Origin of the sequence: Nocardia vinacea, from assembly GCF_035920345.1 — a bacterium.
Taxonomy (GTDB): domain Bacteria; phylum Actinomycetota; class Actinomycetes; order Mycobacteriales; family Mycobacteriaceae; genus Nocardia; species Nocardia vinacea_A.
The window spans coordinates 741,188-767,760 of record NZ_CP109149.1 but is presented as its reverse complement, the minus strand read 5'-3'; the positions used below and the strand labels follow the sequence as shown (position 1 = coordinate 767,760).

Here is a 26,573-nt window from a genome sequence, read left to right as displayed (position 1 = left end):
GACCGACTATCCGGATTTCAGCAATCAGACAGTTACGCTGATGGATCACCGACCGGGCAATGCCCGCCGGGTGACGCACGACCAACAGTGCCGGATGGGGACAGGAGCACGATGCGAACACCGATGCGCCGCCGCGCCCTGGTCGGGCTCGCGATCATCGCGAGCGCGCTACTGCTGCCGAGCCTCGCCATGCCGACCGCACAGGCCACCATCGCACCGTTCGGCCGGGAATTCCTCTGGGGCGTCGCATCATCGGGCTTTCAATCCGAAGGCCGTGCGCCGGACAGCAATTGGACCCGCTATATCGAAACCGGCATGGCCGGGGACGACTACGAGAATTCGGTCGACTTCTACAAGCGCTACATCTCCGACATCAACCTGGCCGCCCATCTCGGGGTCCGGGTGTATCGGATAGGCATCGAATGGGCACGGATACAGCCGCAACCCGATACCTGGGACGAGACGGCATTCGGCTTCTACGACAACGTGATCGCGCGCATCCTCGCCACCGGCATGCGGCCGATGCTCACCCTGGATCATTGGGTGTATCCAGGCTGGGCCGCCGATCGCGGCGGCTGGCGCAATCCGGGCATGGTCGAGGATTGGCTGGCCAGTATGCGAAAGGTGGTGAACCGATATACCTCTCGCAACCCACTGTGGGTCACCTTCAACGAGCCCGCCGCCTACATCGGCACCGAACTGCGCATCGGTGCCATCACGCCGGACGAAGCGCCAGCGATGCTGGACCGAATCGCCCAGGCGCACAACGCGATCTACGACACCATCCATCAAAACATGCCCGACGCGCAGGTCACCAGCAACCTCGGCTATGTCGCGGGCGCCGAAACCGAGGTGAACCAGCCGCTCGTGGACCGGATCGCCGATAAGCTCGATTTCATCGGCGTCGACTATTATTTCGCGCCCCTGCCGGAAACGAATAAAGCGGTACAGGGTGGTTCGAACGAAGGTCCGGCGATCTGGGAACTCCCGATTCACACCGAGGGCATCTACTACGCGCTGCGCCATTACGCGCAGTTGTTTCCCGACCGCCCACTGTATGTCGTGGAGAACGGCATGCCTACCGAGGACGGTAAACCGCGCGTCGACGGATACACCCGCTCCGACCACCTCCGCGACACCGTCTACTGGCTCCAGCGCGCCAAGTCCGACGGAATGAATGTCGTCGGCTACAACTACTGGAGCCTCACCGACAACTACGAATGGGGCAGCTACACACCACGTTTCGGCCTCTACACCGTCGACGTCCGCACCGACCCCACCCTGACCCGCAAACCCACCGACGCCGTCGACGCCTACCGCGGCATCATCCAATCCGGCGGCGTCCCCACCAGCTACCACCCGACCCGCCCACCAGTCGAATGCGGATTGGTCGACCCACCCGACAGCTGCGACGAAACCGTCGCCGTTCCCTAGCCGAAATTGGATCGGGGTTCGCCCGAGCCGGATTCGAACGACTGATTCAACCCTGCCGTCGCCCGATTACGCCGTTGATGCGACAGGTGGCTATTCGTCCAGCATCGGTTGCGCGACGTCACGCCACGAGCGGGTGTACGCGAGAGTTACGGCCGATGCGATCAGGGCGGCGGGGATGACGAAACCCCAATGGGCACTTGCGGAATAGAGTGCGACAGCGGCGGTGGCTCCGAGAACCACGGCGGCGATTCGGGCGACGGCTAGCGGATCGGCACGGCGCTCCGCGGCCAGGTCGCTGACCAGGCCGGTGAATGTGCTCGTCATGTAGGTGGTCGGCGATCCGCGATCGATGACGAGGACCGCGGCGGACTGGACACCCATGGCGAGAGCCGCCACCGCCAGCAGGACGATGCGAACAGCACCAATTGCATCGGCGACCAAGGCAATAACGGCCACGACAACCACCAATGTCGCCTCACCCGCGAGGCAGTGACGGATGCGTGCGGTGCGCCGCATCCCCGGCGGCATTGCGCGACACCAACGCGCGGCCACAGCCACACCGACGAGATAGGCGGCGAGCACGGTGAACGGCGGCATCAGTTCGATACCGGACAGCCCGACGGCCGCACCGAGCAGCACCAGATTGCCGGTCAGGATGCTAGCGAACACCTTACCGAGTTCGGTGAAGACCAAGGCGTCGGTCGCGCCCGCCCCCGCGGACAACAGAACCAGCACCGCGGGTCCGACCGGAAGCCACTGGGTAAGTTGGTGCTTCATCGGCATAACTGCGACGCTATCGATGTCGATGACCGCTGCCGAGGCGACGCGCTCGGTTACCGCGATCGGCATAGCGGGCTTCGCGAAATCGGTGCCGGATACGATCCGCCGCGGGACAGGCTACGGAACCCGTCGACCGCGACGAACCGGCGGCATTTCGATATTTCGGCTATTTCTTATCGGCGGTCAGCTGTCCGGCCGCACCCCAGCTGTCGGCGGGCGTCTCGTGAATCCACACCTGGACGGTTTCGGCCGGAATTTGGTAGGCGTCGACGAAGGCGTCGGTGATCCGGCGGACCAGATCCCGCTTGAGTTCGACGGTGCGCGGACCCTGCTGGACGGTAACGATGGGCATGACTGATCTCCTGACTGAAAAAGGTTGGGACAGACCGCATCCGGCTGATTCCGAGTTGTTCGGCGGTCTGTTATCAGTTCACCCGAACAAAGATCGTCGACCAAGGGCCAGTTCGTTCGCGCAGCGATAACGAACGCTTATTGTCGGCGGCTCACTTCGCCAGGAGGTCGCGCAACAACTCCGAGCTCGGCGAATCGGTCCCGGCTCGCAGGGCGACGGCAATCGGCAGGCTCAGGCCGCCGTCGGCGAACGGACGGAAGGCCACTCGAGGGTTGTGTACCTGGTCGGCATTCGCGGCGTAGATCACTGTCCACATCGCGGCGGCGGTGCCGATCGCGGCCAAATTGTCCTGCAGCGTGGTGGCGGTCGGTGCCGGAACCGGCTCGAAACCCGCACGCTGACAAGACATCAGCACCAGATCCACCAGTGCCGGATGATTGCGCCGCTCGGTCATCCGCAGCGGCACCGAGGCCAGATCGGCCAATCGCACCGTCTCGTGCGCGGCCAGCGGATGCCGGGCCGGGAGCACCGCGACGAGCGGATCATCCCATGCGCGCAAATACTCCAGCTCCGGAGTGTCGTCGGTGGCGGGCGCACGCACGAAGGCCGCATCCAGTCGTCCGTCGGCCACCTGCGCCAACCGCTCGCGCACCGGCAGCGTGACCAACTCGATCCGCACCTGCGGAAGCCGCTCAGCAAAGGCATCCAGGATCGCGTCCAGCCGCACGCCGAGTCCGGTGACCGTGCCGAGCCGGAACACCTCGGCCCGCGCACCCGCCAGATCGGCCACCGATGCCCGCGCCTGATCCGCCGCGATCAACACACCGCGCGCCGCGGGCAGAAACCGCTGCCCGGCTTCGGTCAGCCGCACCCGCCGCGGCGACCGGTCCAGCAACTGAACCTTCAATTCCCGCTCGAGCCGCTGCACCTGCTGACTCACCGCCGGTTGCGCGATATGCAGCCGCGCGGCCGCGCGCCCGAAGTGCAGTTCCTCGGCCACGGTGACGAAATAGCGCAATTGGCGCAGCTCCATGGGGTGGCTCCTCGAGAGATAGCGGTCCTGTCGGTCCATAGAACCAGCCGCCGCGCGCCCGTACTGCGCCGCCATCCGTCCTCGATGTGCCAGGGATTACTGCAGCTGGGCTGCTCTTGAGGGAGAGCCCGAATTGCCCGGAATCCATGCCGAGGGACCGGCTGTGGTGGATCGGATAGTCGGCAAGGAAGCTCAGTACCAGTCCGAATCGAGCACGTTGAGCAAGGCCCCGAAACTCGCCGTGATCGATCACGCCGTATGACGTGCTGCTCCTTCCTCCGCGTTGGAGCAGCCGATCCCGCTGACGAAGTTGATGCAGGTCCGGTGATGGCGGTCGGTGTCGCGCTCTACGCGCCTCCAGCTCGATATTCCTCCGGCGAGGTTTTCGGCGATACGCTGACATTGGCGAAAGGTGAGTGCATGTTGCCTGGTGTCCGGAGAGATGCTGGTCGGATCACACCCGGCCGATGACTGATAATGATCCGCTGCCGACGCGCCGTGAGGTGGTGACGCCCGCAGCGGCGGAGTTGACTGCGGTTGGTTTCGAGGACGCCGTGGAAATCGGACACGGCGGTTTCGGGGTGGTGTATCGCTGCTGGCAGCCGAAGTTGGATCGGACGGTGGCGGTGAAGATTCTGACCGCGGAACTGGACGAAGACAATCAGGCGCGGTTTGTGCGGGAGCAGCACGCGACGGGCCGGTTGACCGGGCATCCGAACATCGTCACCGTGCTCGAGGCCGGTACCACCGAGAGCGGGCGGCCCTATCTCGTGATGCCGTATCACCCGCTGGGTTCCCTGGACGGATGGATCCGCGAGAATGGACCGCTTCCTTTGGAGAAGGTGGCGCAGATCGGGGTGAAGATCGCTGGGGCACTGGCCAGCGCGCATCGGCTCGGAATCGTGCATCGGGACGTGAAACCGGGAAACATTCTGCTCACCGAATACGGTGAACCAGCCCTGACCGATTTCGGTATCGCCCACATCACCGGTGGGTTCCAGACGACCGCCAGCATCGTGACCGGATCACCGGCATTCACCGCACCGGAAGTGCTCGAAGGCGACGATCCGACCCCGGCCGCGGACGTCTACGGGCTCGGCGCCACCCTGTTCTGCGCACTGACCGGGCACGCCGCGTTCGAGCGGCGTAGCGGTGAGAACATGGTCGCGCAGTTTGTCCGGATCACCACCCAGCCGGTGCCCGACCTGCAGGAGAACGGCATCCCCGAGGACGTGTCGGCGGTGGTGGCAACAGCGATGAGCCGCGACCGCAAGGAGCGGCCGTCGGCGGCGGCGCTGGGGGAGACATTTCGGCAACTGCAGCAGCGCCACGGGTTCGCGGTGGGCGAGATGGCGGTGGGGGGCGAACCGAATCTCGAGGAGCCCGACCAGAAGCCACCGATGCGGGCAGCGCGCAAGCGGACAGCGGCTACTCGGGACCACAGCGGCAATCTGCCGCTCGAGCTGACCAGCTTCATCAATCGACGCACCGAGGTATCGGAGCTGAAGAATCTGCTGTCGAGCGCGCGGCTGGTGACATTGACCGGGACCGGAGGTGTCGGCAAGACGCGACTGGCGCTGCGGGCCGCATCCAGTGCGCGACGCGGTTTCGCCGACGGTGTGTGGTCGATCGAACTGGCCGATGTGTCCGATCCGGCGCTGCTGGTCGACGTGGTGGCGGCCACGCTCGGTGTGCGCAACGAGTCGGCCACCCCGTTGCTCGAGGTTCTGATCGACTTCCTGAGTTCGCGAGAAACACTGCTCGTTCTGGACAACTGCGAGCAGATCGTGGAGGCCGTGGCCAAGCTGACCGAGACGTTGCTGCGGACTTCTCCGGAGCTGCGGATTCTCACCACCAGCCGCGAACCTCTGAATATCGCCGGGGAAGCGGTACTGCGGGTGGCACCACTGTCGGTCCCCGACCCCGACCGAGAGCCGACGCTGGTAGGGCTGCCCGGTTTCGATGCGGTGAAATTGTTCGCCGACCGCGCTGCGGCAGCGGTGCCGGGTTTCGAGCTCGATGAGGACAACAAGTCCGCCGTGGCCTGGATTTGTGCGCGGCTGGACGGTTTGCCGCTGGCAATCGAGCTGGCCGCGGCCCGAATGCGCACGATGTCACCGCAGCAGATCCTGGCCCGGCTCACCGACCGGTACACGCTGCTCACCCGCGGCAGTCGTACAGCCCCGACACGGCAGCAGACGCTGCGATGGAGCATCGACTGGAGCTACGAGTTGTGCACCGGGACCGAACAGCGACTATGGGCCCGGATGTCGGTGTTCGCCGGCAGCTTCGAACTCGACGCCATCGAGCAGATATGTGGCACAGACCTGGCACCGGACACGCCGCTCGATGTGCTTTCCTCCCTGGTGGACAAGTCCATCCTGATCCGGGAGGAATCGGACACCGTCGTGCGTTTCCGCATGCTCGAGACAATTCGCGACTACGGCCGGGAAAAGCTACGAGAGTCCGGCGAACACACCGAGCTGCGCCGACGGCACCGTGACTGGTATCGGCAGTTGGCGCTGGACGCGGAAGCCGGGTGGATCAGCGCCCGGCAGCTCGACTGGATCATCCGCCTCGAACGCGAACTACCCAACCTGCGCGAAGCGCTCGAATCCTGCCTGTCCGAGGACACCCAGGAAGCAGCTGAAGCAGGGCTGCGCACCACAGCCGCACTGTACGATTTCTGGAGCTTATGCGGTCTGTATGGGGAAGGCCGATCCTGGATCGACCGCGTTCTTGCTCACCCTGGCGCGCAACCGGCACTCGACCGCATCAAGGCGTTCTGCGTCGGCTGCCAACTGGCCGCGCCGCAGGGGGATATCCAGTCCGCGGCCGCCCTTCTGCAGCAGGGACGAGTGCTCGCCGAACAGGCCCCCGCCCCCGCGATCCAGGCGCAGATCGCCTACGCGACCGCCCTTCTCGCACTCGCTAGCGGCGAAACGGTCAACGTAGCGTCGTCCCTCGAACATGACATCGAGACACTCAGCTGGGACAGGACCGGGGCTCTCTACATCGGTACCCTGACCGTCCTCGGCTGGGCATATGAGCTACGCGGCGACATGACTCGAGCAACCGAGTATTATCGCCGGGTATTTTCCATCACCGAAGCGCAGGGCGAACTGCTCTATCGATCGGCTGCGCTACGCGGATTGGGCGTGGCTGCATGGCAGCAAGGCGAGCGGGAGAAAGCCCAACAGCTGCTCGAGGAAGCGCTGCGAGTCAACCGGCGGCCGAATAGCCCGGTGCTCACCGCATTCAGTCTCGAGGCGCTGGCCTGGATTGTTGCCGACCAGGGCGACGCTGATCGCGCGGCCGTGCTGCTGGGAACCGCGCAAGGAATCTGGCTCGTAGGGAGCAGCGTTGGAGCCGTCTTCCCGGACATGGCGCGCTTTCACGAAAACTGTGAGCAGACAGCGCGGCGCACCCTCGGCACCCGCGGATTCGACGCGGCCTTCCGCCAAGGCCAGGCGATGGGTATCGGCGCCGCTGTCACGTACGCACTCGGGGAACAGCCCGCCGATACGGCGCGCGCATCCACGAAATTGACCAAGCGTGAACTGCAGGTCGCCGACCTTGTTGCCCAGGGGCTCAGCAACAAGCAGATCGCCACCAAATTCGTGATCTCGCAACGCACCGCCGAAGGCCACGTCGAACACATCCTCACCAAACTCGGCTTCACCTCGCGCTCTCAGATCGCGGCCTGGATCGTGGAGGAATCCAAACAAGAGAGTCTTTGACCTCTGCCCGACATCCGGCTTCTGCGCCCGACAGAACAATCGGCGGGCGCTCGGTAGGAGCGCCCGCCGATCGGTATGCCGAATTTACTTCGGTGCCGCGAAGGGCTGGTTGATGGTGGTGAAGTACTGGATTGCGGCGGCGATGGCGACGGGGGCCGTGATGAAAATCTGTCCGGCGAGGGTGCCGAGCGCGCCGACGGCGATGATGCCGCCGATGCAGCCGATGGCCGCGGCCGGGATGAATGGGCCGAAGAGGCCGACAATGGTGGCCGCGGCGACGGTCGCGCCCGCGATACCGCCGAGGACACAGCCGACGGCGCCGCCGCCGAGACCGCCGACCAGGGTGCCGACGGTGGCGCCCATGCTGATGGTGCTGGTCAGGCGGTTCCAGGCGGCTTGCTCACGGTCGTAGTCGGACTTCCACGGGGCCTTGTCCTCGAACGGCAGCGCGACCGGCTTGTACACGGCGTGGGCCATATCGAACTGCGGAGTCAGCGTCGCCGTGTGATCCTGGATATCCGCCGCGATCGGGAAGACGTAATCGTCCACCCGGAACGAAAGGTCGGTGCCCGCAAGGGTGGTTCCGTCGACGGCCTTGATCTTGAAGACACCGTTCTCGTCGACCAGCGAACCGACATCGGTCTTGATAATGGTCGAGGACGGGGTCGTGGTGGCCGTGTAGTTCACGACGCCGTTGTCGGTTTCGGGAGCGGCATTCACGGTCCCGGCCGTGACACCGAGCGCCGCGATCACCAGCGCCGAGGTCGCGGCGAATTTCCTCATCAACATGCTTTGGTTCCTAACGGGGTGGACTTCGGAAGCAGCCCCATTAAAGCCGCAGCGCGCCAATGGTGCGTGATCAAATTGTTACCATTTGCCCATCAATTGCCGCAGAGTCATGCTCAAGTCGATCGCGATGAGATCTACATCACATTGATATCCCGATCAGCGTTGACGCCAGCCGATGGCACCTCATGCGGGAAATCGGAACGCCGCAATCGGATTCCATCATGCGCAAACGCAAATCCTCCCCCAAAAAACCGCCACGACACATCCGGCTTCGACCACCCCGCGCGGGACAGTAATGCGGAATACGCATGACATAATTCCCAATGTGATTCCGCTCACATTGGTGACCCACTCGTAGTCAGCGCGTTTCGAGAACCGCCATGGCGGCATTGTGACCGGGGATACCGCTGACACCGCCGCCACGAATCGCGCCCGCACCGCAGATGAAGACGTTGGGGACGTCGGTAGCCACACCCCAGCGAGCCGCCGGAGTATCGGCTTCGTCGGAGCGATAAGGGAAGGCCAGGTCTCGGTGGAAGATATGCCCGCCGGGGAGACCCACCTCACGTTCCAGGTCTACCGGTGACTTGGCCTCGATACAGGGTGCGCCATCCTCGTCGAGGGCCAGGCAATCGACAAGCGGTTCGGCGAGTACCGCATCCAGTTGGGCCAGTGCGGCTTTCACGGCCATCGCCTTCGCCGCCTCCGGATCGGACTCGAAAAGCCTTGCCGGAGTGTGTAATCCGAAAAGTGTGAGGGTGTGCAGATCGGAGTCTGACGCCAGGATCGAGGGATCGGTGAGGGTGTGACAGTAGATCTCCGATGGTGGGGCCGACGGGATCCGTCCGCCGGACGCCTCCCGATATGCCTGCTCCAGTTGCGAATACGATTCGGCGATATGAAATGTCCCGGCGAATGCCTCGTGCGGATCTGTCGAAACGTCGCGCAGCCGAGGTAACCGCCGCAGCACCATATTCACTTTCAGTTGGGAGCCTTCGGGTTTCGGCTCCCCTGGTATGCCGAGCAGCCGCGCGAGCTCATGCGGTGCCGCATTGACGAGCACATGCCGCGCACTGATCACACCGTCCTCATAGCGCACTTCGGCTGTGAAATCGTCGGATTCGACCCCGGTCACGGCACAGCCGGTGATCAGCTCCGCACCGGCGGCGCGAACCGCGTCGGCGAGTGCGTCGGTGAGTGCGCCCATACCGCCGATCGGCACATCCCAGTCGCCGGTGCCGCCACCGATCACGTGATAGAGGAAGCACCGGTTCTGGCACAGCTCAGGATCGTGCGCATGGGTGAAGGTCCCGATGAGTGCGTCGGTGAGTACGACCCCGCGCACGGTGTCGTCGACAAAGGTCGACTCGACCGTCTCCCCCAGCGGCCGCTCGAACAGCGCCGACCAGGTGGCGGGATCGTCGACAACCCGCTCGAGCTCCGACCGCGTCGGCAACGGTTGCGTCAGCGTCGGAAACACCCGCTGCGCGAGCCGCCCGGTCGCGCCGTAGAACTCCTGCCACGCTCGGAAATCCCGGTCCGATCCGGTGAGCCGCACGAAGCTCTCCCTGGTCCTGGCCTCGGAACCGGTATCGACCAGCAGTCCACCGTCCCCGACCGGCGTATACGAGGAGATCCGCCGACGCCGCGTCGCGAACCGCAGCCCGAGTTCCTCGACGATCTGCCGCGGCAGCAGGCTCACCAGATACGAATACCGCGACAATCGCGCATCGACGCCCGGAAACACCCGCGCCGAAACCGCGGCCCCACCGGTGTGCTCCTGCCGCTCCAGCACCAGCACCGAACGCCCGGCTCGCGCCAGGTATGCGGCGGCCACCAGCCCATTGTGACCACCACCGACCACCACCGCGTCATAGGAGGAGCGCATCGGTCGCATCCATCCTGCCTACCACGGATCACGCGGATCACGCCCGGAATGTGCGATGCCGAGAGATTACGGCCCGGTTTCCATATTCTCCTGCGATTGACCAGCACTCACTTCACACTTAGCTTCTGGCAAACGCTGTATGAGGGCGGCGTTTTCACCCGGGAGCGATCATGACCGAAGCCACCACACCATCCGATGACGAACGGCGCCTCGCCGAACTCGGCTACAAACAGGAATTGGCCAGATCCTGGTCCGGATTCTCCAACTTCGCCATCAGCTTCACCATCGTCTCCATCCTGACCGGCGGATTGGCCAGTTATGGCATCGGTCTGGCCAACGGCGGCCCGATCACCATGGCGTGGGGCTGGCCGCTGGTCTCGGTCATGGTGTTGTTCGTGGGCCTGGCGATGGCCGAATTGGCCTCGGCCTACCCGACTTCCGGCGGTCTGTACTGGTGGGCGTCCGAATTGGGCGGTCCGGTCTGGGGCTGGTTCACCGGGTGGTTCAACCTGATCGGCCAGATCGCGGTGACCGCCGCCATCGACTACGGCGCGGCCATCTTCACCACCGCGGTGCTCAATGTGATCGGCATCGATATCGGAACCGACCGCACCGCAATCTTTTTGGTCTTCACCGCGATCCTGATCCTGCACGCCGTACTGAATGCGATCGGCCCGCATCTGTCCGCGGTGATCAACAATATCTCCGCTTGGTGGCATGTCGGCGGTGTGGCGATCTTCGTCGTGGTACTCGGGTTCGGCGCGAGCCACCATCAGAGCGTCGGCTTCGTCTTCACCGAAACTGTCGACAACAGCGCGGTCGGCTTCGGCGGGGTGGCGTTCAGTTTCCTGCTCGGATTGCTGCACGCGCAGTACACGTTCACCGGGTACGACGCATCGGCGCATATGTCGGAGGAAACCCACGATGCCGCGCGGACGGCGGCCAAAGGCATCATCAATACCATTGTCGTCTCGGCCGTTGCCGGATATCTGCTCATCATGGCGGTGACCTTCGCCATTCCGAATCTCGACGATGCCCTGGATCCGACGAAGAACAGCGGTTACCCGGTGATCTACATCCTGGAGAACTCGCTGAATTCGTTCTGGTCCGGGCTGCTGCTGATCATCGCCGCGATCGCGCAGCTGTTCTGCGGCTACGCCTCGGTCACCTCGGCCTCACGCATGCTGTTCGCCTTCTCCCGTGACGGCGCGGTGCCGGGATCGGCCTACTGGTCCCGACTTTCGGCCCGCAAGGTGCCGGTGCACGCGGTGCTGTTCATCTCGTTCTTCTCGTTCGTCCTGCTGATCCCATCGATGCTCGTGCCCGCGGAAAACGCGCCTACCGCCTACGCGGCAGCGACCTCCGTCGCGACCATCGGCCTCTACATCGCCTACGGCATCCCGATCCTGTTACGCCAACTGCATGGCAGCCGATTCCACACCGGCCCTTGGCAACTCGGCCCGTGGTATCGACCCGTCGGCATCATCGCCCTGATCTGGATCGTGCTGATCAGCCTGCTGTTCATCCTGCCGACCGATGACCGCGGCTATCCGTGGAACAGCGAGTTCACTTGGAACACCGTCAATTACGCACCGATCACCCTGGTCGGTGTGGTGGGCGCGATCGGCATCTGGTGGCTCGCATCGGCCAAACACTGGTTTACCGGCCCCAGGCGAACGGTCGTCGACACCGGCAAGTCCGAGGCACCCGTACAGGCCTGACCTGGCCATATCGGTGGCCGCACGGTGGGGATAGAGTCGACGTGTGTCCGTGGAAATCGATTTCCGCGCCGTGTTCGAGTCCGCACCAGGTCTGTACCTGGTACTCGACGCCGACCTGTGTATCGTCGCGGTGACCGACGCATATGTCGCCGCGACGATGACCGAACGACAGGACATCCTCGGGAAGAGCATTTTCGAGGCATTTCCGGACAATCCGGACGATCCGACGGCCGAAGGCGTCCGTAACCTGCGGGTATCGCTGGAACGGGTGCTGCGTGACCGGATCACCGATGCGATGCCGGTTCAGCGCTACGACATCCGCAAGCCCGACGGCGCCTTCGAACCGCGATTCTGGAGTCCGACCAACTCCCCGGTCCTCGGCACCGCAGGCGAGCTGCGCTATGTCATCCACCGCGTCGAGGATGTCACCGATTTCATCCGGCTCGAAGCATCCGACGCGGCGAAACAAGAGGAAACGGCCGCGCTGCGGGCTTCGAGCCGGGAAATGGAACAGGAGGTGTTCGCCCGAGCCCGTGAGGTCGCCGAAACCAGCAGGCAGCTCAAGGAGGCCAATGTCGAGCTGGCTCAGTTGTACGCTCGCGCGAAGGAACTGGACGAACTGAAGAGCCAGTTCGTCGCCAATATCAGCCACGAGCTGCGAACCCCGCTCATGTTGATCTTGGCGCCGACACAAAAGTTGCTCGACCGGTGCGGGCCGGCCGACCGCGATGAGCTCGAGCTGATCCTGCGCAATGCGCGCATACTGCAGCGTCAGATCGACGATCTGCTCGACGCCTCGAAGCTGGAGTCGGGTGCGATACGACCCGACTATGCCTGGATCGATGTCACCGAGCAGGTGCGGCTCGGCTCGGCCTTCTTCGAGTCCATGGCGGTTGACCGCGGCATCCGCCTGGCCGTCGACGCGCCGCAGCCCGTCCCCGCCGCACTCGATCCCGAACACCTGCAGCGCATTCTGCTGAACCTGCTGTCCAACGCCTTCAAGTTCGTACCCGAAGGCGGCATGATCCGCTGCACCGTACGTCCTGCCGGTGACGATGTGGTCATCGAGATCGCCGATAGCGGCCCCGGCATACCGGCATCGCACCGTACCGCGGTCTTCGAGCGGTTCCGCCAAGTCGATGGCGCGGCGACCCGCGCGGTGGGCGGCACGGGTTTGGGCCTCAGCATCGTCCGTGACCTGGTGCGCCTGCAGCATGGGGATATCACTATCACCGACGCACCGGAGGGCGGCACGATGATCGTGATCGAGCTGCCGCGAGCCGCCCCACCGGGCACCCCGGTCCGCCACTCGGCCACCGAGCCCACACCGATTCGGGCAGGTAACGCCGCCGACGCGCTGATCGCGGAGCTGACGCCCGAAAGCGGCGACCGCACCACACACCCGGATACCGGATCGGATGAGTCGGAACCGAAGCCGTCGGTCATTGTCGTCGAGGACAACGCCGACCTCAACGCCCTGATGCGGGAAGCGCTTTCCGAGTCCTATCGGGTCACCGCCGCCGACAACGGCGGCATGGGACTGCTGCTCGCCCGAGCACACCGGCCGGATCTGATCCTGTGCGACCTCATGATGCCGGGCATGAGCGGCGACGAACTTCTGCACGAGATCCGCACCGACCACGAGCTGCGCAACACCCCGGTACTCATCGTCAGCGCACGCGCAGACGAGCGGTCGCGGCTGGATCTGCTGCGTGCCGGTGCCAACGACTTCCTGCGGAAACCATTCGAGGTCGCCGAACTCCGAGCACGGGTGGACAATCTGGTGAACCTCCGGCTGGCCGAGACACAACTGCGAGCCTTGCGGATCATCAATGAACGCGACCGCATCGCCCACGAACTGCACCGAACGGTGATCGATCAACTGTTCGGCATCGGGATGCGATTGAGCGGGATCCGTCCCCTGGCCCGCGCGCCGGCCGTTGCCACCCGCATCGACGATGCGGTCCAAGAACTCGACGCCGTCATCGATCACATCCGCGACACCGTCGCGGAACTCGCCTCGGAAGTCGAAAAGGAGACCCCATTCCGCACGGAGATCATGGAACTCGCCAGCGAGGCCGCCGAGGCACTCGGCGCACAGTCCCAAGTCGGCTTCACCGGACCGGTCAACGATCTCGATCCCGCTCTCACATCCGCAGCGCTCGAAGTCGTAGCGCGGGTACTGCGGACAATGCGCCAGCGGGCAGTCGCCGAGGATATCCGAGTCAACGTCATCCTCGACGACCGCCAACTTGCCATCGTCATGCACGAAATCACTTGGACGCCAACTGATCTCGCATTATCGAACCATGAGCCCGAACCATTGTCGGAAACACTTGTCGGCTACGGCGCAAACCTGACAGTCACTACGCCCATACCCACCGAAACCGCCTGGTCCTTGACTATCCCCCGCGCCGACCAGGCGCTATCTGAGTAGAGCGAGCATCGTAGGAGCGATCGCCGCGAACACTGAAGGACAGTGGACTTGTCCCCGGCCACCGCTGGGGAGTCGAGGCCCGAAAGCGCCGAGGCGGTTGTGCGAGAATCCCACGGATGGGCTCCCAGTACGACCCGGTCACCGATGATCCTTGGGCGGGAGCGCAATACGGACTGCTACCGCCGAAAGAGCAAAAGCCGACCGTATCGCCAGTGGTGGCGGAGGCGCGCGCGCAGATCGATAAGCTCGCCGCTCCGCCGGGTGCGTCGGACGCCGTGCAACGCACGGTCGAACTCGCTCGGACGGCATTTCGATTGGCGGTCGACCAACTCGGCACCGGAAACCCCTCCGATGCCCTTGATCTGACGGCTCAGCTCGATGCGGCGAACCTCTACGATGTGGCCAATAAGTCTGTAGTGACCGCGCATTACAATACGAAATCGGCGAAAATCGCAGAGCTGACCACTGGTTTGAAAGAGCGGGATACCAAGCTCTCCGGCAAGGTTGGCGATGTCGCGGGCGATAACGCGAAGATGGCCAAGGAGATCCGGGACGAAGCGCAAATGCTGGGGTTGGTACTGCAGGCGGCCTCGTTGGCGATCTCCGCGCGATCGGGCAAGCTGACGGCGAGTGAGGAAAAGTCGCTGTTGACCGACATTGTCACGCGGGTCCTGCATGTGGAGAAGGACTTCCGCGACCTTCTCGGAACCAATTCGGACCGGGCTGAGCAGATTAGCCCCGTAACACTGGAACAACTCGAGAAGATTTTCCCCGACACACCCAAGAGTAAACTAGCGAGGTATCTCCCCTACCTCGATCAGGCGATGCGTGACTACGGGATCGACACGCCCAAACGTGCGGCCGCTTTCCTTGCACAGGTCGGAGTGGAGACCGACAATCTGAAAACCCTCGAAGAATACGGTGACAAGGCCTACTTCGAGCGGAACTACGGGGCGCGCAAGGACCTCGGAAACGAGCGGCCCAGTGACGGCGCAAACTTTCACGGTCGCGGCGCTCTGCAATTGACCGGGCGCACCAACTACCGGAAGGCAAGCGATGCCCTCGAGGTCGATTTCGTCGGAAACCCCGACCGGGCCAAAGACCCGAAGTACGCCTTCGCTACTGCGGGATGGTACTGGGACTCAAAGGATTTGAACGACGACGCAGATAAATCGGATATTGACGCGATCACACATGCGATCAATGGCGGAAGCAACGGGAGCGCGGAGCGCAACGAGAATTACAGCCGCGCGCGTAAGGTCCTCGACGCAGAATGATCGAACGAAGACGATGGCTCCGCCATCGTAGCTGCCAGAGTGGCACATGGTTACGAAACCATGTGCCACTTATAGCTCAATCCTCTTGGGGCAGGAACTGTTTCGCGTACTCGTACCCTTCGGTACCTTCGGCAGCCGCCTTGGCGTACACCAGGTGGACGACACCGGTTTCGAAGGTGTTGGACGAAAGCAGTTGCAGTGGAAGCGCAGCGTCGGTCTCCTCGAACAATCGCAAGCCCTTGCGCACCGCGATCGGGTGCACCAGCAGGTGCAGTTCGTCCAAGAGTCCGAGCTCGAGCAGTTGGCGGACAACGGATACCGATCCGCTGATGCCGATGGGTGCGTCGCCGGGCTCATCCTTCAACGCCGCGACGGCCTCTGCCAGATCACCTTTCAGCACTTCGGAATTGCGCCAGGTGAAGGTGAGATCCTGATGCGTGACCACGATCTTGCGCGCGTCGCCGAGCTTCTTGGCCATCTCGGCGTCCACATCGCCCGCGGCCTCCCGCTCCGGCCATGCCCCGGCGAACCCCTCGTAGGTCTTGCGTCCCAACAGCAGCGTATCGGCCGCGCCGAGCTGACTGTCGACGGCCGAGGCCATCTCCTCGTTGAAGTACGGGAAGTGCCAATCCTGGGGGTTCTCGACAACGCCGTCGAGTGCGATGAACAGTCCGGCGGTGATTTTCCGCATCGGTATCTCCTTGGTCGGTGGTTGATGCCGCGTCACCAGAACAGACGGACGGGAGCCGGAAAAATCATCGCTCGCGTGCGCGCCTATTCGGGCGATCGGCGATGCAGGGCGAGTTGGAGTTCGAGCAGCAGGCGATCGGCGGGATCGGTGAGGTCCATCCCGAGAATGTCCTCGACCCGGCGGATCCGGTAGCGCAGGGTATTCGGATGCACCTGCAGCGCCGTCGCGGCATTGCGCACATCGCCGTGTTCACGCAGATAGGTCTCGACGCTCTCGCACAGATTCGCGGAATGCTTGCGGTCGTAGTCCAATAGCTTGCGCAGGCGCGGATCGTGCAGTTCCGGCCGCGTGCCGACGAGATCGAGGATTTCTCCGATCAGTACCGCGGTGCGCGATTCGGCCAGCGTGGTCACCCGGCCGCGCGGATAGGTCGCGGCTGTGCTGTCGAGGACCCGGTCCACCTCGGACCGCGCGCCCGCAACATGAGCCAGATCCGGTATGGGGCAGGCGATGGCGGCGCGCAATTCGAATTTGGCTTCGAGCTGTTCGACCAGTTGACGAGTCCATGCGGTCACCGCATGCGCGGATCGGTACTGCGGCAGCAGCACATACACCCGATCGCCGAGGATGGTGGTCACCGAATCACCGCGAAATGAGCTGGCGCGCAAGCGAAGCATATTGCCGAAGGCGGCCGGCGACTTCACACCGGGAGCGACCGCGAAGCCGACCACCGCGGCCGGACCGGTCAGCGACAGATTCAACGCACTCGCCACGGCGGGCACATCGGCAGTGCCTCCACCCCCGAACAGCCGTTGAATCAGCAGCGCCTCGGTGGAGGGCGCGTCCAGGCTGCGCGAAATCAGCCGGGCGGCGATGGCCGACGCACCGCGCAGGATCTCCGCGGCATCCGGTTTGAACGGCCGGTCCCCCTGCTGCAGCCAGATCGCGCCGAGCACCCGCGGGGCACTCCCCTCGGCATGCTCGCGAATGCTCACCACGAGGCGGCGCTTGATATCCAGCTCTTCGTGCGCCGGTATGTCGATGACATCGTCGGTACCGCGCAGCCGATCGAACACACCCCACTTGCGCAGCACCTGCAGATAGTCGCGCGGCCCCTCCCGGCCGAGGATCGATAGCACCCGCAGCTGGTCGGCCGCCTGATCCGAGGCCGAATACGCGAGCACATGCGATTGCGGGTCCTCGATGGACACCATCCCGCCCGCATTCTGGGCGACCATTTGCGCCAATCCGAACAGGTCCAGGTCCGCGGCCACCAACTCACCCTCGCTAGCCACGACCACTGCCCACTTTCATACGACTCGCCAATCCGGTCATCCCATCTTTGTCCGCTTGTCCGATTCTGCGGGCTGTTTTGCCGTGTTGACTTCGGCTCACCGTCATATACCAGCGCCGCTAGCGATTGCTTGCAGATCGCTCGAAACACCACAGGAGGACTCATGGACGCCATCGTGTCCACGCCACGCCCGGCCAACGAGCCGGTCGGCACCTTCGCACCGGGCAGCGCCGAACGCACACGACTGCGGGCGAAACTGACCGAACTCGCCGCGGCGCCGACCGAGATCCACCATGTCATCGGCGGCGAGCATCGACGCACCTCGGGTAAGAGTATCGACGTCGTGCAGCCGCACAATCATGCCGCCGTACTCGGCACCCTCACCACCGCCGAGGCCGGCGATGTCGAGGATGCGATCGCCGCCGCCTCCGCCGCCGCACCCGGCTGGCGGGCGCTGTCCTTCGAGGATCGCGCCGCGATCTTCCTGCGGGCCGCGGATCTGCTATCCGGTCCGTGGCGCGAAACCATTGCCGCCGCAACCATGTTGGGGCAGTCCAAGACCGCCTACCAGGCCGAAATCGACGCACCGTGCGAACTGGTCGACTTCTGGCGCTTCAATGTGCATTTCGCCCGGCAGATCCTGGCCGACCAGCCGATCTCGACCCCGGGTGTGTGGAACAAGGTCGAGTACCGTCCGCTGGAGGGCTTCGTCTATGCGATCACCCCGTTCAACTTCACCGCGATCGCGGGCAATCTGCCGACCGCGCCCGCCCTGATGGGCAATACGGTCCTGTGGAAGCCGTCGCCCACCCAGGCGGTGGCCGCGTATTGGACGATGAAACTGCTGGAGGCCGCGGGTCTGCCGCCCGGTGTCATCAATATGGTGCACGGCGCGGGCCCGAAGATCTCCGATGTCGCGCTGACCGATCGGCGGCTGGCGGGCATCCACTTCACCGGTTCGACCGCGACCTTCCAGCATCTGTGGCGTTCGGTAGCGATGAATATCGCCGACTACAACACCTATCCGCGCCTGGTCGGTGAGACCGGCGGTAAGGATTTCGTGCTGGCACACAGCTCGGCGGATCCGGATGTGCTGACCACCGCGCTGATCCGCGGCGCCTTCGACTATCAGGGCCAGAAGTGCTCGGCCGCCTCGCGCGCGTTCGTCCCGAAGTCGGTGTGGGCCAGAATGGGCCGCGATCTCATCGACAAGGTCGGTGCGCTGCGCTACGGCGATGTCACCGATTTCGCGAACTTCGGCGGCGCGGTCATCGACCAGCGTGCCTTCGATCGCAATGCCGACGCCATCGCCCGCGCCAAGGCCACCTCGGGCTTGACCATCGCGGCGGGCGGACATGCCGACGACACCGTCGGATATTTCGTCGACCCGACCATCCTGCTCGGCGACGACCCCACCGACGAGGCATTCAGCACCGAATACTTCGGCCCGATTCTCGCGGTCCACGTGTACGACGATTCGGTCGCCGGATCCTTCGATGCAGCACTCGAACTGGTCGACGGCGGTTCGGCCTATGGCCTGACCGGCGCGATCATCGCCGACGACCGCAACGCCGTGGCCAAGGCGACCGAAAGTCTGCGCTTCACCGCGGGCAACTTCTATATCAACGACAAGCCCACCGGCGCGGTCGTCGGTCAGCAGCCCTTCGGCGGATCTCGCGCGTCGGGCACCAATGACAAGGCCGGCTCGCCGCAGAATCTGTTGCGCTGGACCTCCGCCCGCACCATCAAGGAGACCTTCGTCCCGCCGACCGAGCACACCTATCCGCACCAGGCACCCGAGGAGATCTGATGGCCATTTCCGGTCTGCTTCGCCCCGCCATGCTGGCCGCCTCACGCTCGCCGCGCATGGAGCGCACCGTCACCCGCATGTCGACCACCAAGAAGCTGGTGGACCGCTTCGTCGCCGGTGAATCCGAGCCGAATGCGGTTGCGGCCGTGGAGAATCTGCTGAGTTCGGGTCGCTATATCACCGTCGACTACCTCGGCGAGGACACCACCGATATCGAGCAGGCACGCAATACGGTGACGCATTATCTGTCGCTGCTGTCGCTGCTCACATTGCTGCGTGACTCAGGAACCGTTGGGCCGCTGGAGGTTTCGCTCAAGCTCTCGGCGCTCGGGCAATCCTTGCCCGCGGACGGTCATGCGATCGCCCACGAGCACGCGCACCAGATCTGTACCGCCGCAGCGGATGCGGGCGTGCTGGTCACCATCGACGCCGAGGATCACACGACCACCGATTCGACCCTCTCGATCGTGCGGGAGTTGCGCGCCGACTTCCCGTCGCTCGGCACCGTCCTGCAGGCCTATCTGCGACGCACCGAGGCCGACTGCCGAGACTTTTCCGGTCCGGGCTCGCGAATTCGCCTGTGCAAGGGCGCATATCGCGAACCCGCGTCGGTGGCGTATCAGGGCCGGGCCGAGGTCGACCAGTCCTATCTGGACTGTCTGCGGGTGCTGATGAACGGTGACGGCTATCCGATGGTCGCCACCCACGATCCGGCACTCATCGAGGCCGCCGAGGTATTCGCCACTGCAACCCGGCGCAGCTCCGACGATTTCGAGTTCCAGATGCTCTACGGCATCCGCGACGCCGAACAGCGCCGACTCGTCCGCGAAGAGCGCCACGTTCGGGTCTATGTGCCCTATGGCGATCAGTGGTACGGCTACTTCATGCGCCGACTCGCCGAACGCCCGGCCAATGTGGCGTTCTTCCTGCGCTCGCTGCGACCGGGCAGCCAGCGCTGATGCACAGCTCGGTGGCCTTGTCTGTGCAGTCGGACAAGGCCGCCGAAGTTTATTTATCCAACTCGCCGATCACAGCGCGTTTGTGGTCCGATTAGCTGAGTGCTGCTCAGATTGTGATCTGCGTTACTGCACTGTCGGGTATCGCAGAGGACGAAAGGAAGACCCATGTTCCTCGCGGAGTTGCGCAGCCAGATGTTGCGCCGCAAACCTCTCGAGCAGATCGAGGAGGAGGCCGGGCCCGCGGACGAGCAACTGAAGCGGTCACTCGGACTGTGGCAGCTCACGGCGATCGGCGTCGGCGGCATCATCGGCGCGGGCATTTTCGCCCTGGCCGGTTCGGTCGCGCATTCCGTCACGGGCCCGGCGGTACTCATCTCGTTCCTGATCGCCGGTGTCGCCAGTGCCTGCGCGGCGCTGTGTTACGCGGAATTCGCCGGGATGGTGCCGAAGGCCGGATCCGCCTACACCTACGGCTATGTCTCCCTCGGCGAAATCGCGGGCTGGTTCATCGGCTGGGATCTGCTGCTGGAATACATCGCGGTGGCGGCGGTGGTCGCGATCGGCGTCTCCGGATACTTCAAATTCCTACTGGGACAAGTCGATATCACGCTGCCCGATTGGATGATGGGCGCGCACGGCACCGGAGAGGGGCACGTGATCGATGTCTTCGCGGTGCTGTTCTGTCTGGGCACCGCGTGGTTGCTCTCGCGCGGCATCAAGAGCGTCGGCCGCTTCGAGACGGTCGCCGTCGGCATCAAGGTCGCCTTGGTCGTGCTGATCATCGTGCTCGGCGTCTTCCACATCGACAGCTCCAACTACACCCCGTACTTCCCATTCGGTGCGGGCGCGGTGTGGACCGGTGCGGCAACGGTCTTCTTCGCCGTCTTCGGCTATGACGCAATGAGCACCGCCGCCGAGGAATCCGTCGACGGCAAGAAGCATCTGCCCAAGGCCATCATCTACTCGCTGGCCATCGCGATGGTGCTGTATGTGCTGGCCACGCTGGTACTGACCGGGATGCAGAAGTACACCGAGATCAGCCCGACCAGCGGTTTCTCCACCGCTTTCGAGTCGGTCGGCATGCCGGGCGTCGCGAATATCATCGCGATCGGCGCCATCGTCGGCATTATCACCGTGGTGCTCACCTTCATGCTCGGCGTGACCCGCGTGTGGTTCGCGATGAGCCGCGACGGGCTGCTGCCGGAATGGTTCGCCAAGACGCATCCGGTCCGCAAGGTGCCGACCCGGGTGACCTGGATCGTCGGCATCGGATCCGCGACCATGGCCGGACTGCTCGATATCACCGTGGTCGCCGAGCTGACGAATATCGGCATTCTGATGGCCTTCATCGTGGTCTCCGTCGCGGTGATGGTGCTGCGCCGCACTCGACCCGATGAGCCGCGCGCGTTCAAATTGCCGCTCATGCCGGTGGTGCCGCTGGTCGGCATCGGCTTCTCGATCTACCTGATCTGGTCGCTGCCGTGGGAGACCTGGCTGCGCTTCGCGGTGTGGCTGGTGATCGGGCTCGCCGTGTACTTCGGATACTCGCGGATGCATTCCAAGCTGGAGCGCGGCGGCGACGTCTCGCTGGCGAAGTAGGGCGATCGACCGATGCCGCTACGGCATCGGTCGATACAGAAACGGTCTTGGACAGGCATCAATTCAGCGCCATACCCTTCTGACACGTTCGAGCGGAAGTGACCTACCCCACACTGCCGCTCGCACACAGGAGGACACAATGTGCGAAAACAGCAGTTCTGTCGACATTTTCGGCTGTACCAGGGGGATGGCAGTCGGCGGCGTGGGTACGCACAGCGAGACCGATGCCGCATGAATGATCACCGAATTCTCATTACCGGGGCCGGCGGTGGTATCGGCACGCTCATGCGGCCCCGTCTACAGCGTCCCGATCGGATTCTGCGGCTACTGGATCTGACCGAACTCCCCGCGCCGACAGCGGGCGAGCGGGTCGAGATCGTCACCGGATCGCTCACCGATCCGGCCACCATGGCAGGGGCCTGCCGGGATGTGGATGCGATCATCCATCTCGGCGGGATCAGCCGAGAAGACAGCTGGGACAACGTGCTCGCCGTCAATATCGATGGCACGCATACAGTTTTGGAGGCGGCGTGGCAGGCTGGTGTGCCGCGGATCGTGCTCGCCTCGAGTAATCATGCCGTGGGCTTCCGCGCCGTGGGCGATGAACCGATTCCCGGCGACGCTTCGCCCCGGCCCGATACCTTTTACGGTGTCAGCAAAGTGGCCGTCGAGGCGCTCGGCAGTCTCTACCACTCCCGGTTCGGCATGGATGTGATCTGTATTCGGATCGGCTCGTGTTTCGAGCGTCCACATGATGCACGCGGACTGTCGATGTGGTTGTCCCCCAATGATTGTGCGCGACTGTTCGAAGCCTGCTTGGCCGCCGAGCGACCCGGCTATCGGGTGATCTGGGGCGTCTCCGCCAACACCCGTGCCGTCGTATCCCTGCGCGAGGCCGAAGAACTCGGCTACCGCAGCCAGGACGACGCCGAACAGTTCGCCATCGATATTCCGGTCGTCGGCGAACCCGGCCCGTGGCTTATCGGCGGCCCCTTCGTGGAAACGCCACTCGGCAAACCGAATCCGCTCTGACCTCCACCGAAAACGCATCACTCGATACGCAGACGGAATCGTCTTTCTCCGAATGTGGCCGAACGGACTTCGAGCACGATCACGGGATTTCGTATCGACCCGGCAACCGGCCTGCTCGATCCGCTCGGACACACACCCACCGAGACCCAGCCGCGCGGATTCGCCATCGATCCGAGCGGGCGGTTCCTCGTGGTCGCGGGCCAGAAATCTCATGCCGTCACCAGCTACGCCATCGATCCGGTGACCGGCTCGCTCACCCCACGACAGCGGCTCGAGGTCGGCCGCGACCCTAACTGGGTCGAGATCGTCGCCCGCCGATGAATACCTTCAAGGTATCGGTTGATGCCTAATTGGCGTTGGACGAGTATCAGTAGCGAGTCATAGCCTGCGGAGAGCGCAATCTGCGGGCCAGGCGGAGTGCACGCCACAACGCAGGAGGAGAACGATGTCGATGCTGTCGCTGGAGCAGGTCCGCGGCTTCGTCACAGTGGCCGAGGAGGGTAATTTCCGGCGGGCGGCCGAACGCTTGCGGATGACGCAGCCGCCGCTGAGCCGCCAGATTCAGAAGCTCGAACGCGATATCGGCGTGGAACTCTTCGACCGCACCCAGCGGCAGGTCCAACTGACCCCGGCCGGGGAGGTCTTCCTGACCGAGGCGCGCCGTCTCCTTGCCCTGGCAGGCGCAGCGCCCGGCACCGCCCGCTTGGTAGCCGCCGGCGGGGCCGGCACGGTGCGGATCGGCTTCACCGCGGCGTCGGGCTTCGGCTTCCTCGGCCGATTCCTCAATCACATCGAGGCCGGACTCGACCGCGTCGAGATCGTGCTGCGTGAGATGGTGAGTTCCGACCAGTTCGAGAACCTGCGCAGCGGCAGCCTCGATCTCGCGCTGGCCCGCCCGCCGTTCGACCGCACCGAATTCGATTCGCGGCTGGTGCATTCCGAAGGCTTGATGCTGGCGGTTCCGGAACAGCACAAGCTGGCCGGGGACGATCCGATCGCGATCGAGGAGCTGGGCGGCGAAACTCTGCTGGTGTATGCGCCGGGCCCGGCCCGCTATTTCGCCGATCTGGTCTCCGGCATCCTCGCCGCCGTGCCCTACACCGCCACCCATGAACTCACCCAGGTGCACACCATGCTCGCGCTGGTGGCCGCCGGACGCGGCTTGGCCCTGGTACCGGAAACCTCCACCCATCTGCATCCCGACGGCGTGCGGTTCCGGCCGCTCATCGGTGTCGAGGATCCCGTCGTCCTGCACGCGGTCTGGCGGCGTGACTGCGCCAATCCGGCGCTGCACCGAGTCATCGAACTGCTCGATTCGCTGCCGCCCGCTCCATGAGAGGAACCACATGTCCCATCTGTCCGCCGACGAGCTGGGCCCGGCACTTGGCCGCGGGCTATTGTCCTTCCCCGTCACGCATTTCGATGCGGAGCTGGCCTTCGACGAGGCCGCCTACCGCAAACACATTGCCTGGCTGTCCGAATACGAGGTGGCGGGTCTGTTCGCCGCGGGCGGTACGGGTGAGGGTTTCTCGCTGACGCCACCCGAAATCGATCAGGTGGTGCGCGCCGCGGTCACCGAGACCGGTGGCCGGATCCCGGTTGTCGCACCGGCCACCGCGGGCACTGCCGCGGCGATCGAACAGGCCCGCTCCGCCGAAGCCGCTGGGGCCGAAGGCATTCTGCTCATGCCGCCGTATCTCACCGAGGCCGGGCCGGACGGGCTGGTCGAACATGTCGCGGCCATCTGCGCCGCCACCTCGCTCGGTGTCATCTTCTACAGCCGCGCCAACGCGACATGCAATGACGTGACCTTGGCCAGGATGGCCGAGCGTTGCCCGAATCTGGTCGGGTTCAAGGACGGTGTCGGCAATATCGAGACGATGACCCGCATCTATGCCCGGCTCGGCGACCGGCTCACCTATATCGGCGGGCTGCCGACGGCGGAGACCTTCGCGCTGCCCTATACCGAAATGGGTGTCACCACATACTCTTCCGCGATCTTCAACTTCGTGCCGGAGTTCGCACTCGACTTCTACCGGGCCGTGCGGGCCCATGACCGCGACGAGGTCTACCGGCGGTTGCGCGACTTCGTCATCCCCTATCTCGATATCCGTGACCGTGCTCCCGGTTATGCGGTGTCCATCGTCAAGGCCGGGCTGACCGCCATCGGTCACCCGGCTGGGCCGGTACGGCCGCCCCTGACCGATCTCACCGCGCCCGAGCTCGCCGAACTGACCGCACTGGTCGACACGATCGCATGAACAGCACCACCCACAACCTTCGGGAGGATTCCATGGACACCGACCTCGACGAACTCGTGCGGATCATCGCCGCTGCGACCGACGCCGCAGGCCGCCTCGCCGACACCACACCCACCGAACGCGCACAGTGGCTCACCCATATCGCCGATGCCCTGGATGCCGCCGCCGATGAACTCGTACCGCTCGCCGCAGCCGAGACCCATCTGCCCGAAACACCCCGCTTGCGTGGCGAATTGACCCGCACCACCTTTCAGTTGCGACTGTTCGCCGACGTGCTCGCCGATGGAGAATTCCTCGCCGCCACCGTGGATCACGCCGATCCGAGCTGGCCGATGGGACCGCGACCCGATATCCGGCGCAGCCTCGTACCGATCGGCCCCACGCTCGTTTTCGCCGCGAGCAACTTTCCGTTCGCGTTCAGCGTCGCGGGTGGCGATACCGCTTCGGCACTGGCGGCGGGCTGTCCCGTTGTCCTCAAGGCACATCCGGGTCACCCGCGACTGTCCGATCGGACCGGCACGATTGTGCGCGAAGCATTGACAGCGGCCGGGGCACCGGACGGCACCTTCGCGGTCATCCACGGCGTCGAAGCGGGCACTACCGCTTTGCGCCATCCAGATATCGCCGCCGCATCGTTCACCGGTTCACTGGCGGGTGGCCGGGCGCTGTTCGATATCGCATCGTCACGACCGCGTCCGATCCCGTTCTACGGCGAACTCGGCAGCGTCAATCCGGTAGTGGTACTCCCCGGCGCGATTCGCGCGCGCGGACAACAGATCGTCGAGGGTTTCGTCGGATCGTTCACCCTCGGTGCCGGACAGTTCTGCACCAAACCCGGTGTGCTGCTGCTGCCTTCGGAGCACGGACTCACCGATGCGCTGACCACCGCGGTCGCGGCCGTGCCGCACCGGCCGCTACTCAACGAGCACATCGCCAACGGCTTCCGATCGCGCGTCACCACCCTGCGCGGAAATTCCGCAGTCACTGCCCTTTCGGCACCCGACGAGCTGCTCGCACCGACCTTACTGAGCGTGCGCGCCACCGATTTCCGGTCAGGCGGTGCGGCCCTGCAGGCGGAATGCTTCGGCCCGGCGGCGCTGGTCGTCGAATACGCGAATCCCATTGAGTTGGAACAGGTTCTGCACCAGCTCGAGCCCGGACTCACTGCGACGATCGTTGCGGAGAACTCCGAGATCGACGATGTGCGCCCCCTCCTGCCCGCCCTCGCCGCACTCGCCGGCCGCCTGCTGTGGAACGACTGGCCCACCGGTGTCACGGTCAGCTGGGCCCAACAGCACGGCGGCCCCTACCCGGCCACGACCGCACCGACCACCACCTCGGTGGGTACCGCCGCCATCGCCCGCTTCCTGCGGCCGATCGCCTGGCAGGGCTTCCCGGATCAACTGCTCCCACCCGCGCTGCGCGAGGCCAACCCGTGGCGGCTGCCGCGCCGCGTCGACGGAAAGCGAGACTAAT

The 26,573-nt window shown here is 64.6% G+C and carries 20 protein-coding genes and 1 pseudogene; 14 read left to right on the top strand and 7 right to left on the bottom strand.

The window, feature by feature from the left end; translation table 11 throughout:
* Positions 1-111 precede the first annotated feature (111 nt).
* Positions 112-1,434 (top strand): family 1 glycosylhydrolase, encoded by a 1,323-nt coding sequence (locus tag OIE68_RS03655; protein ID WP_327097986.1) that lies wholly within the window; start codon positions 112-114, stop codon positions 1,432-1,434.
* 90 nt (positions 1,435-1,524) lie between these two features.
* Here the strand turns inward: OIE68_RS03655 and OIE68_RS03650 are convergent, their stop codons facing one another.
* The 3 genes from OIE68_RS03650 to OIE68_RS03640 form a co-directional block, all read right to left on the bottom strand.
* Complete coding sequence (locus OIE68_RS03650; protein WP_327097985.1) at positions 1,525-2,283, bottom strand: YoaK family protein; 759 nt, start codon at positions 2,281-2,283, stop codon at positions 1,525-1,527.
* Positions 2,284-2,380: 97 nt separating this feature from the next.
* Positions 2,381-2,566, bottom strand: coding sequence for a 4-oxalocrotonate tautomerase DmpI (gene dmpI, locus OIE68_RS03645; protein WP_040689632.1), 186 nt, complete (start codon positions 2,564-2,566; stop codon positions 2,381-2,383).
* 151 nt (positions 2,567-2,717) lie between these two features.
* Positions 2,718-3,599, bottom strand: coding sequence for a LysR substrate-binding domain-containing protein (locus OIE68_RS03640; RefSeq protein ID WP_327097984.1), 882 nt, complete (start codon positions 3,597-3,599; stop codon positions 2,718-2,720).
* Between the two features lie 133 nt (positions 3,600-3,732).
* Here OIE68_RS03640 and OIE68_RS03635 point away from each other — a divergent pair, with 133 nt between their 5' ends.
* Both OIE68_RS03635 and OIE68_RS03630 read left to right on the top strand, forming a co-directional pair.
* Positions 3,733-3,861, top strand: coding sequence for a hypothetical protein (locus tag OIE68_RS03635; protein WP_327097982.1), 129 nt, complete (start codon positions 3,733-3,735; stop codon positions 3,859-3,861).
* Between the two features lie 205 nt (positions 3,862-4,066).
* Positions 4,067-7,339, top strand: a complete 3,273-nt coding sequence (locus tag OIE68_RS03630; RefSeq protein WP_327097981.1) for a protein kinase domain-containing protein — start codon at positions 4,067-4,069, stop codon at positions 7,337-7,339.
* An 84-nt stretch (positions 7,340-7,423) separates the two neighbouring features.
* Here the strand turns inward: OIE68_RS03630 and OIE68_RS03625 are convergent, their stop codons facing one another.
* A complete protein-coding gene (locus OIE68_RS03625; protein ID WP_327097980.1) occupies positions 7,424-8,128 on the bottom strand; it encodes a hypothetical protein in 705 nt (234 codons plus the stop codon).
* A 358-nt stretch (positions 8,129-8,486) separates the two neighbouring features.
* Positions 8,487-10,016 (bottom strand): NAD(P)/FAD-dependent oxidoreductase, encoded by a 1,530-nt coding sequence (locus tag OIE68_RS03620; RefSeq protein WP_327097979.1) that lies wholly within the window; start codon positions 10,014-10,016, stop codon positions 8,487-8,489.
* A 170-nt stretch (positions 10,017-10,186) separates the two neighbouring features.
* Between OIE68_RS03620 and OIE68_RS03615 the strand changes: the two genes are divergently transcribed.
* The 3 genes from OIE68_RS03615 (at position 10,187) to OIE68_RS03605 (ending at position 15,451) form a co-directional block, all read left to right on the top strand.
* Positions 10,187-11,737, top strand: coding sequence for an amino acid permease (locus OIE68_RS03615; protein ID WP_327097978.1), 1,551 nt, complete (start codon positions 10,187-10,189; stop codon positions 11,735-11,737).
* Positions 11,738-11,780: 43 nt separating this feature from the next.
* Complete coding sequence (locus tag OIE68_RS03610) at positions 11,781-14,174, top strand: ATP-binding protein (protein WP_327097977.1); 2,394 nt, start codon at positions 11,781-11,783, stop codon at positions 14,172-14,174.
* Positions 14,175-14,290: 116 nt separating this feature from the next.
* Positions 14,291-15,451, top strand: a complete 1,161-nt coding sequence (locus OIE68_RS03605) for a glycoside hydrolase family 19 protein (RefSeq protein WP_327097976.1) — start codon at positions 14,291-14,293, stop codon at positions 15,449-15,451.
* A 76-nt stretch (positions 15,452-15,527) separates the two neighbouring features.
* Here OIE68_RS03605 and OIE68_RS03600 read toward each other — a convergent pair whose 3' ends face one another.
* Together OIE68_RS03600 and OIE68_RS03595 are read right to left on the bottom strand one after the other, a co-directional pair.
* A complete protein-coding gene (locus OIE68_RS03600) occupies positions 15,528-16,142 on the bottom strand; it encodes a dihydrofolate reductase family protein (protein WP_327097975.1) in 615 nt (204 codons plus the stop codon).
* An 83-nt stretch (positions 16,143-16,225) separates the two neighbouring features.
* Positions 16,226-17,419 (bottom strand): annotated as a pseudogene (locus OIE68_RS03595) (PucR family transcriptional regulator); the annotation flags it as partial.
* Positions 17,420-17,599: 180 nt separating this feature from the next.
* Here OIE68_RS03595 and pruA point away from each other — a divergent pair.
* The 8 genes from pruA to OIE68_RS03555 all read left to right on the top strand — a co-directional run bounded on the left by pruA (position 17,600) and on the right by OIE68_RS03555 (position 26,572).
* A complete protein-coding gene (gene pruA, locus OIE68_RS03590; RefSeq protein WP_327097974.1) occupies positions 17,600-19,246 on the top strand; it encodes an L-glutamate gamma-semialdehyde dehydrogenase in 1,647 nt (548 codons plus the stop codon).
* Positions 19,246-20,205 carry a proline dehydrogenase family protein gene (locus OIE68_RS03585; RefSeq protein ID WP_327097973.1) on the top strand — a complete coding sequence of 320 codons (960 nt, stop codon included), beginning with the start codon at positions 19,246-19,248 and terminating at the stop codon, positions 20,203-20,205. The genes pruA and OIE68_RS03585 overlap by 1 nt, the downstream gene beginning before the upstream one ends.
* 165 nt (positions 20,206-20,370) lie before the next feature.
* Positions 20,371-21,804 (top strand): amino acid permease, encoded by a 1,434-nt coding sequence (locus tag OIE68_RS03580; RefSeq protein ID WP_327097972.1) that lies wholly within the window; start codon positions 20,371-20,373, stop codon positions 21,802-21,804.
* A 231-nt stretch (positions 21,805-22,035) separates the two neighbouring features.
* Positions 22,036-22,836: an NAD(P)-dependent oxidoreductase gene (locus tag OIE68_RS03575; protein ID WP_327097971.1), complete on the top strand. Its 801-nt coding sequence runs from the start codon at positions 22,036-22,038 to the stop codon at positions 22,834-22,836.
* Between the two features lie 54 nt (positions 22,837-22,890).
* Complete coding sequence (locus tag OIE68_RS03570) at positions 22,891-23,157, top strand: beta-propeller fold lactonase family protein (protein ID WP_327097970.1); 267 nt, start codon at positions 22,891-22,893, stop codon at positions 23,155-23,157.
* Between the two features lie 124 nt (positions 23,158-23,281).
* A complete protein-coding gene (locus tag OIE68_RS03565; RefSeq protein ID WP_327097969.1) occupies positions 23,282-24,172 on the top strand; it encodes a LysR family transcriptional regulator in 891 nt (296 codons plus the stop codon).
* Between the two features lie 10 nt (positions 24,173-24,182).
* Positions 24,183-25,097, top strand: a complete 915-nt coding sequence (kdgD, locus tag OIE68_RS03560) for a 5-dehydro-4-deoxyglucarate dehydratase (RefSeq protein ID WP_327097968.1) — start codon at positions 24,183-24,185, stop codon at positions 25,095-25,097.
* Positions 25,094-26,572 (top strand): aldehyde dehydrogenase (NADP(+)), encoded by a 1,479-nt coding sequence (locus OIE68_RS03555; protein WP_327097967.1) that lies wholly within the window; start codon positions 25,094-25,096, stop codon positions 26,570-26,572. The genes kdgD and OIE68_RS03555 overlap by 4 nt, the downstream gene beginning before the upstream one ends.
* Position 26,573: the final 1 nt, after the last annotated feature.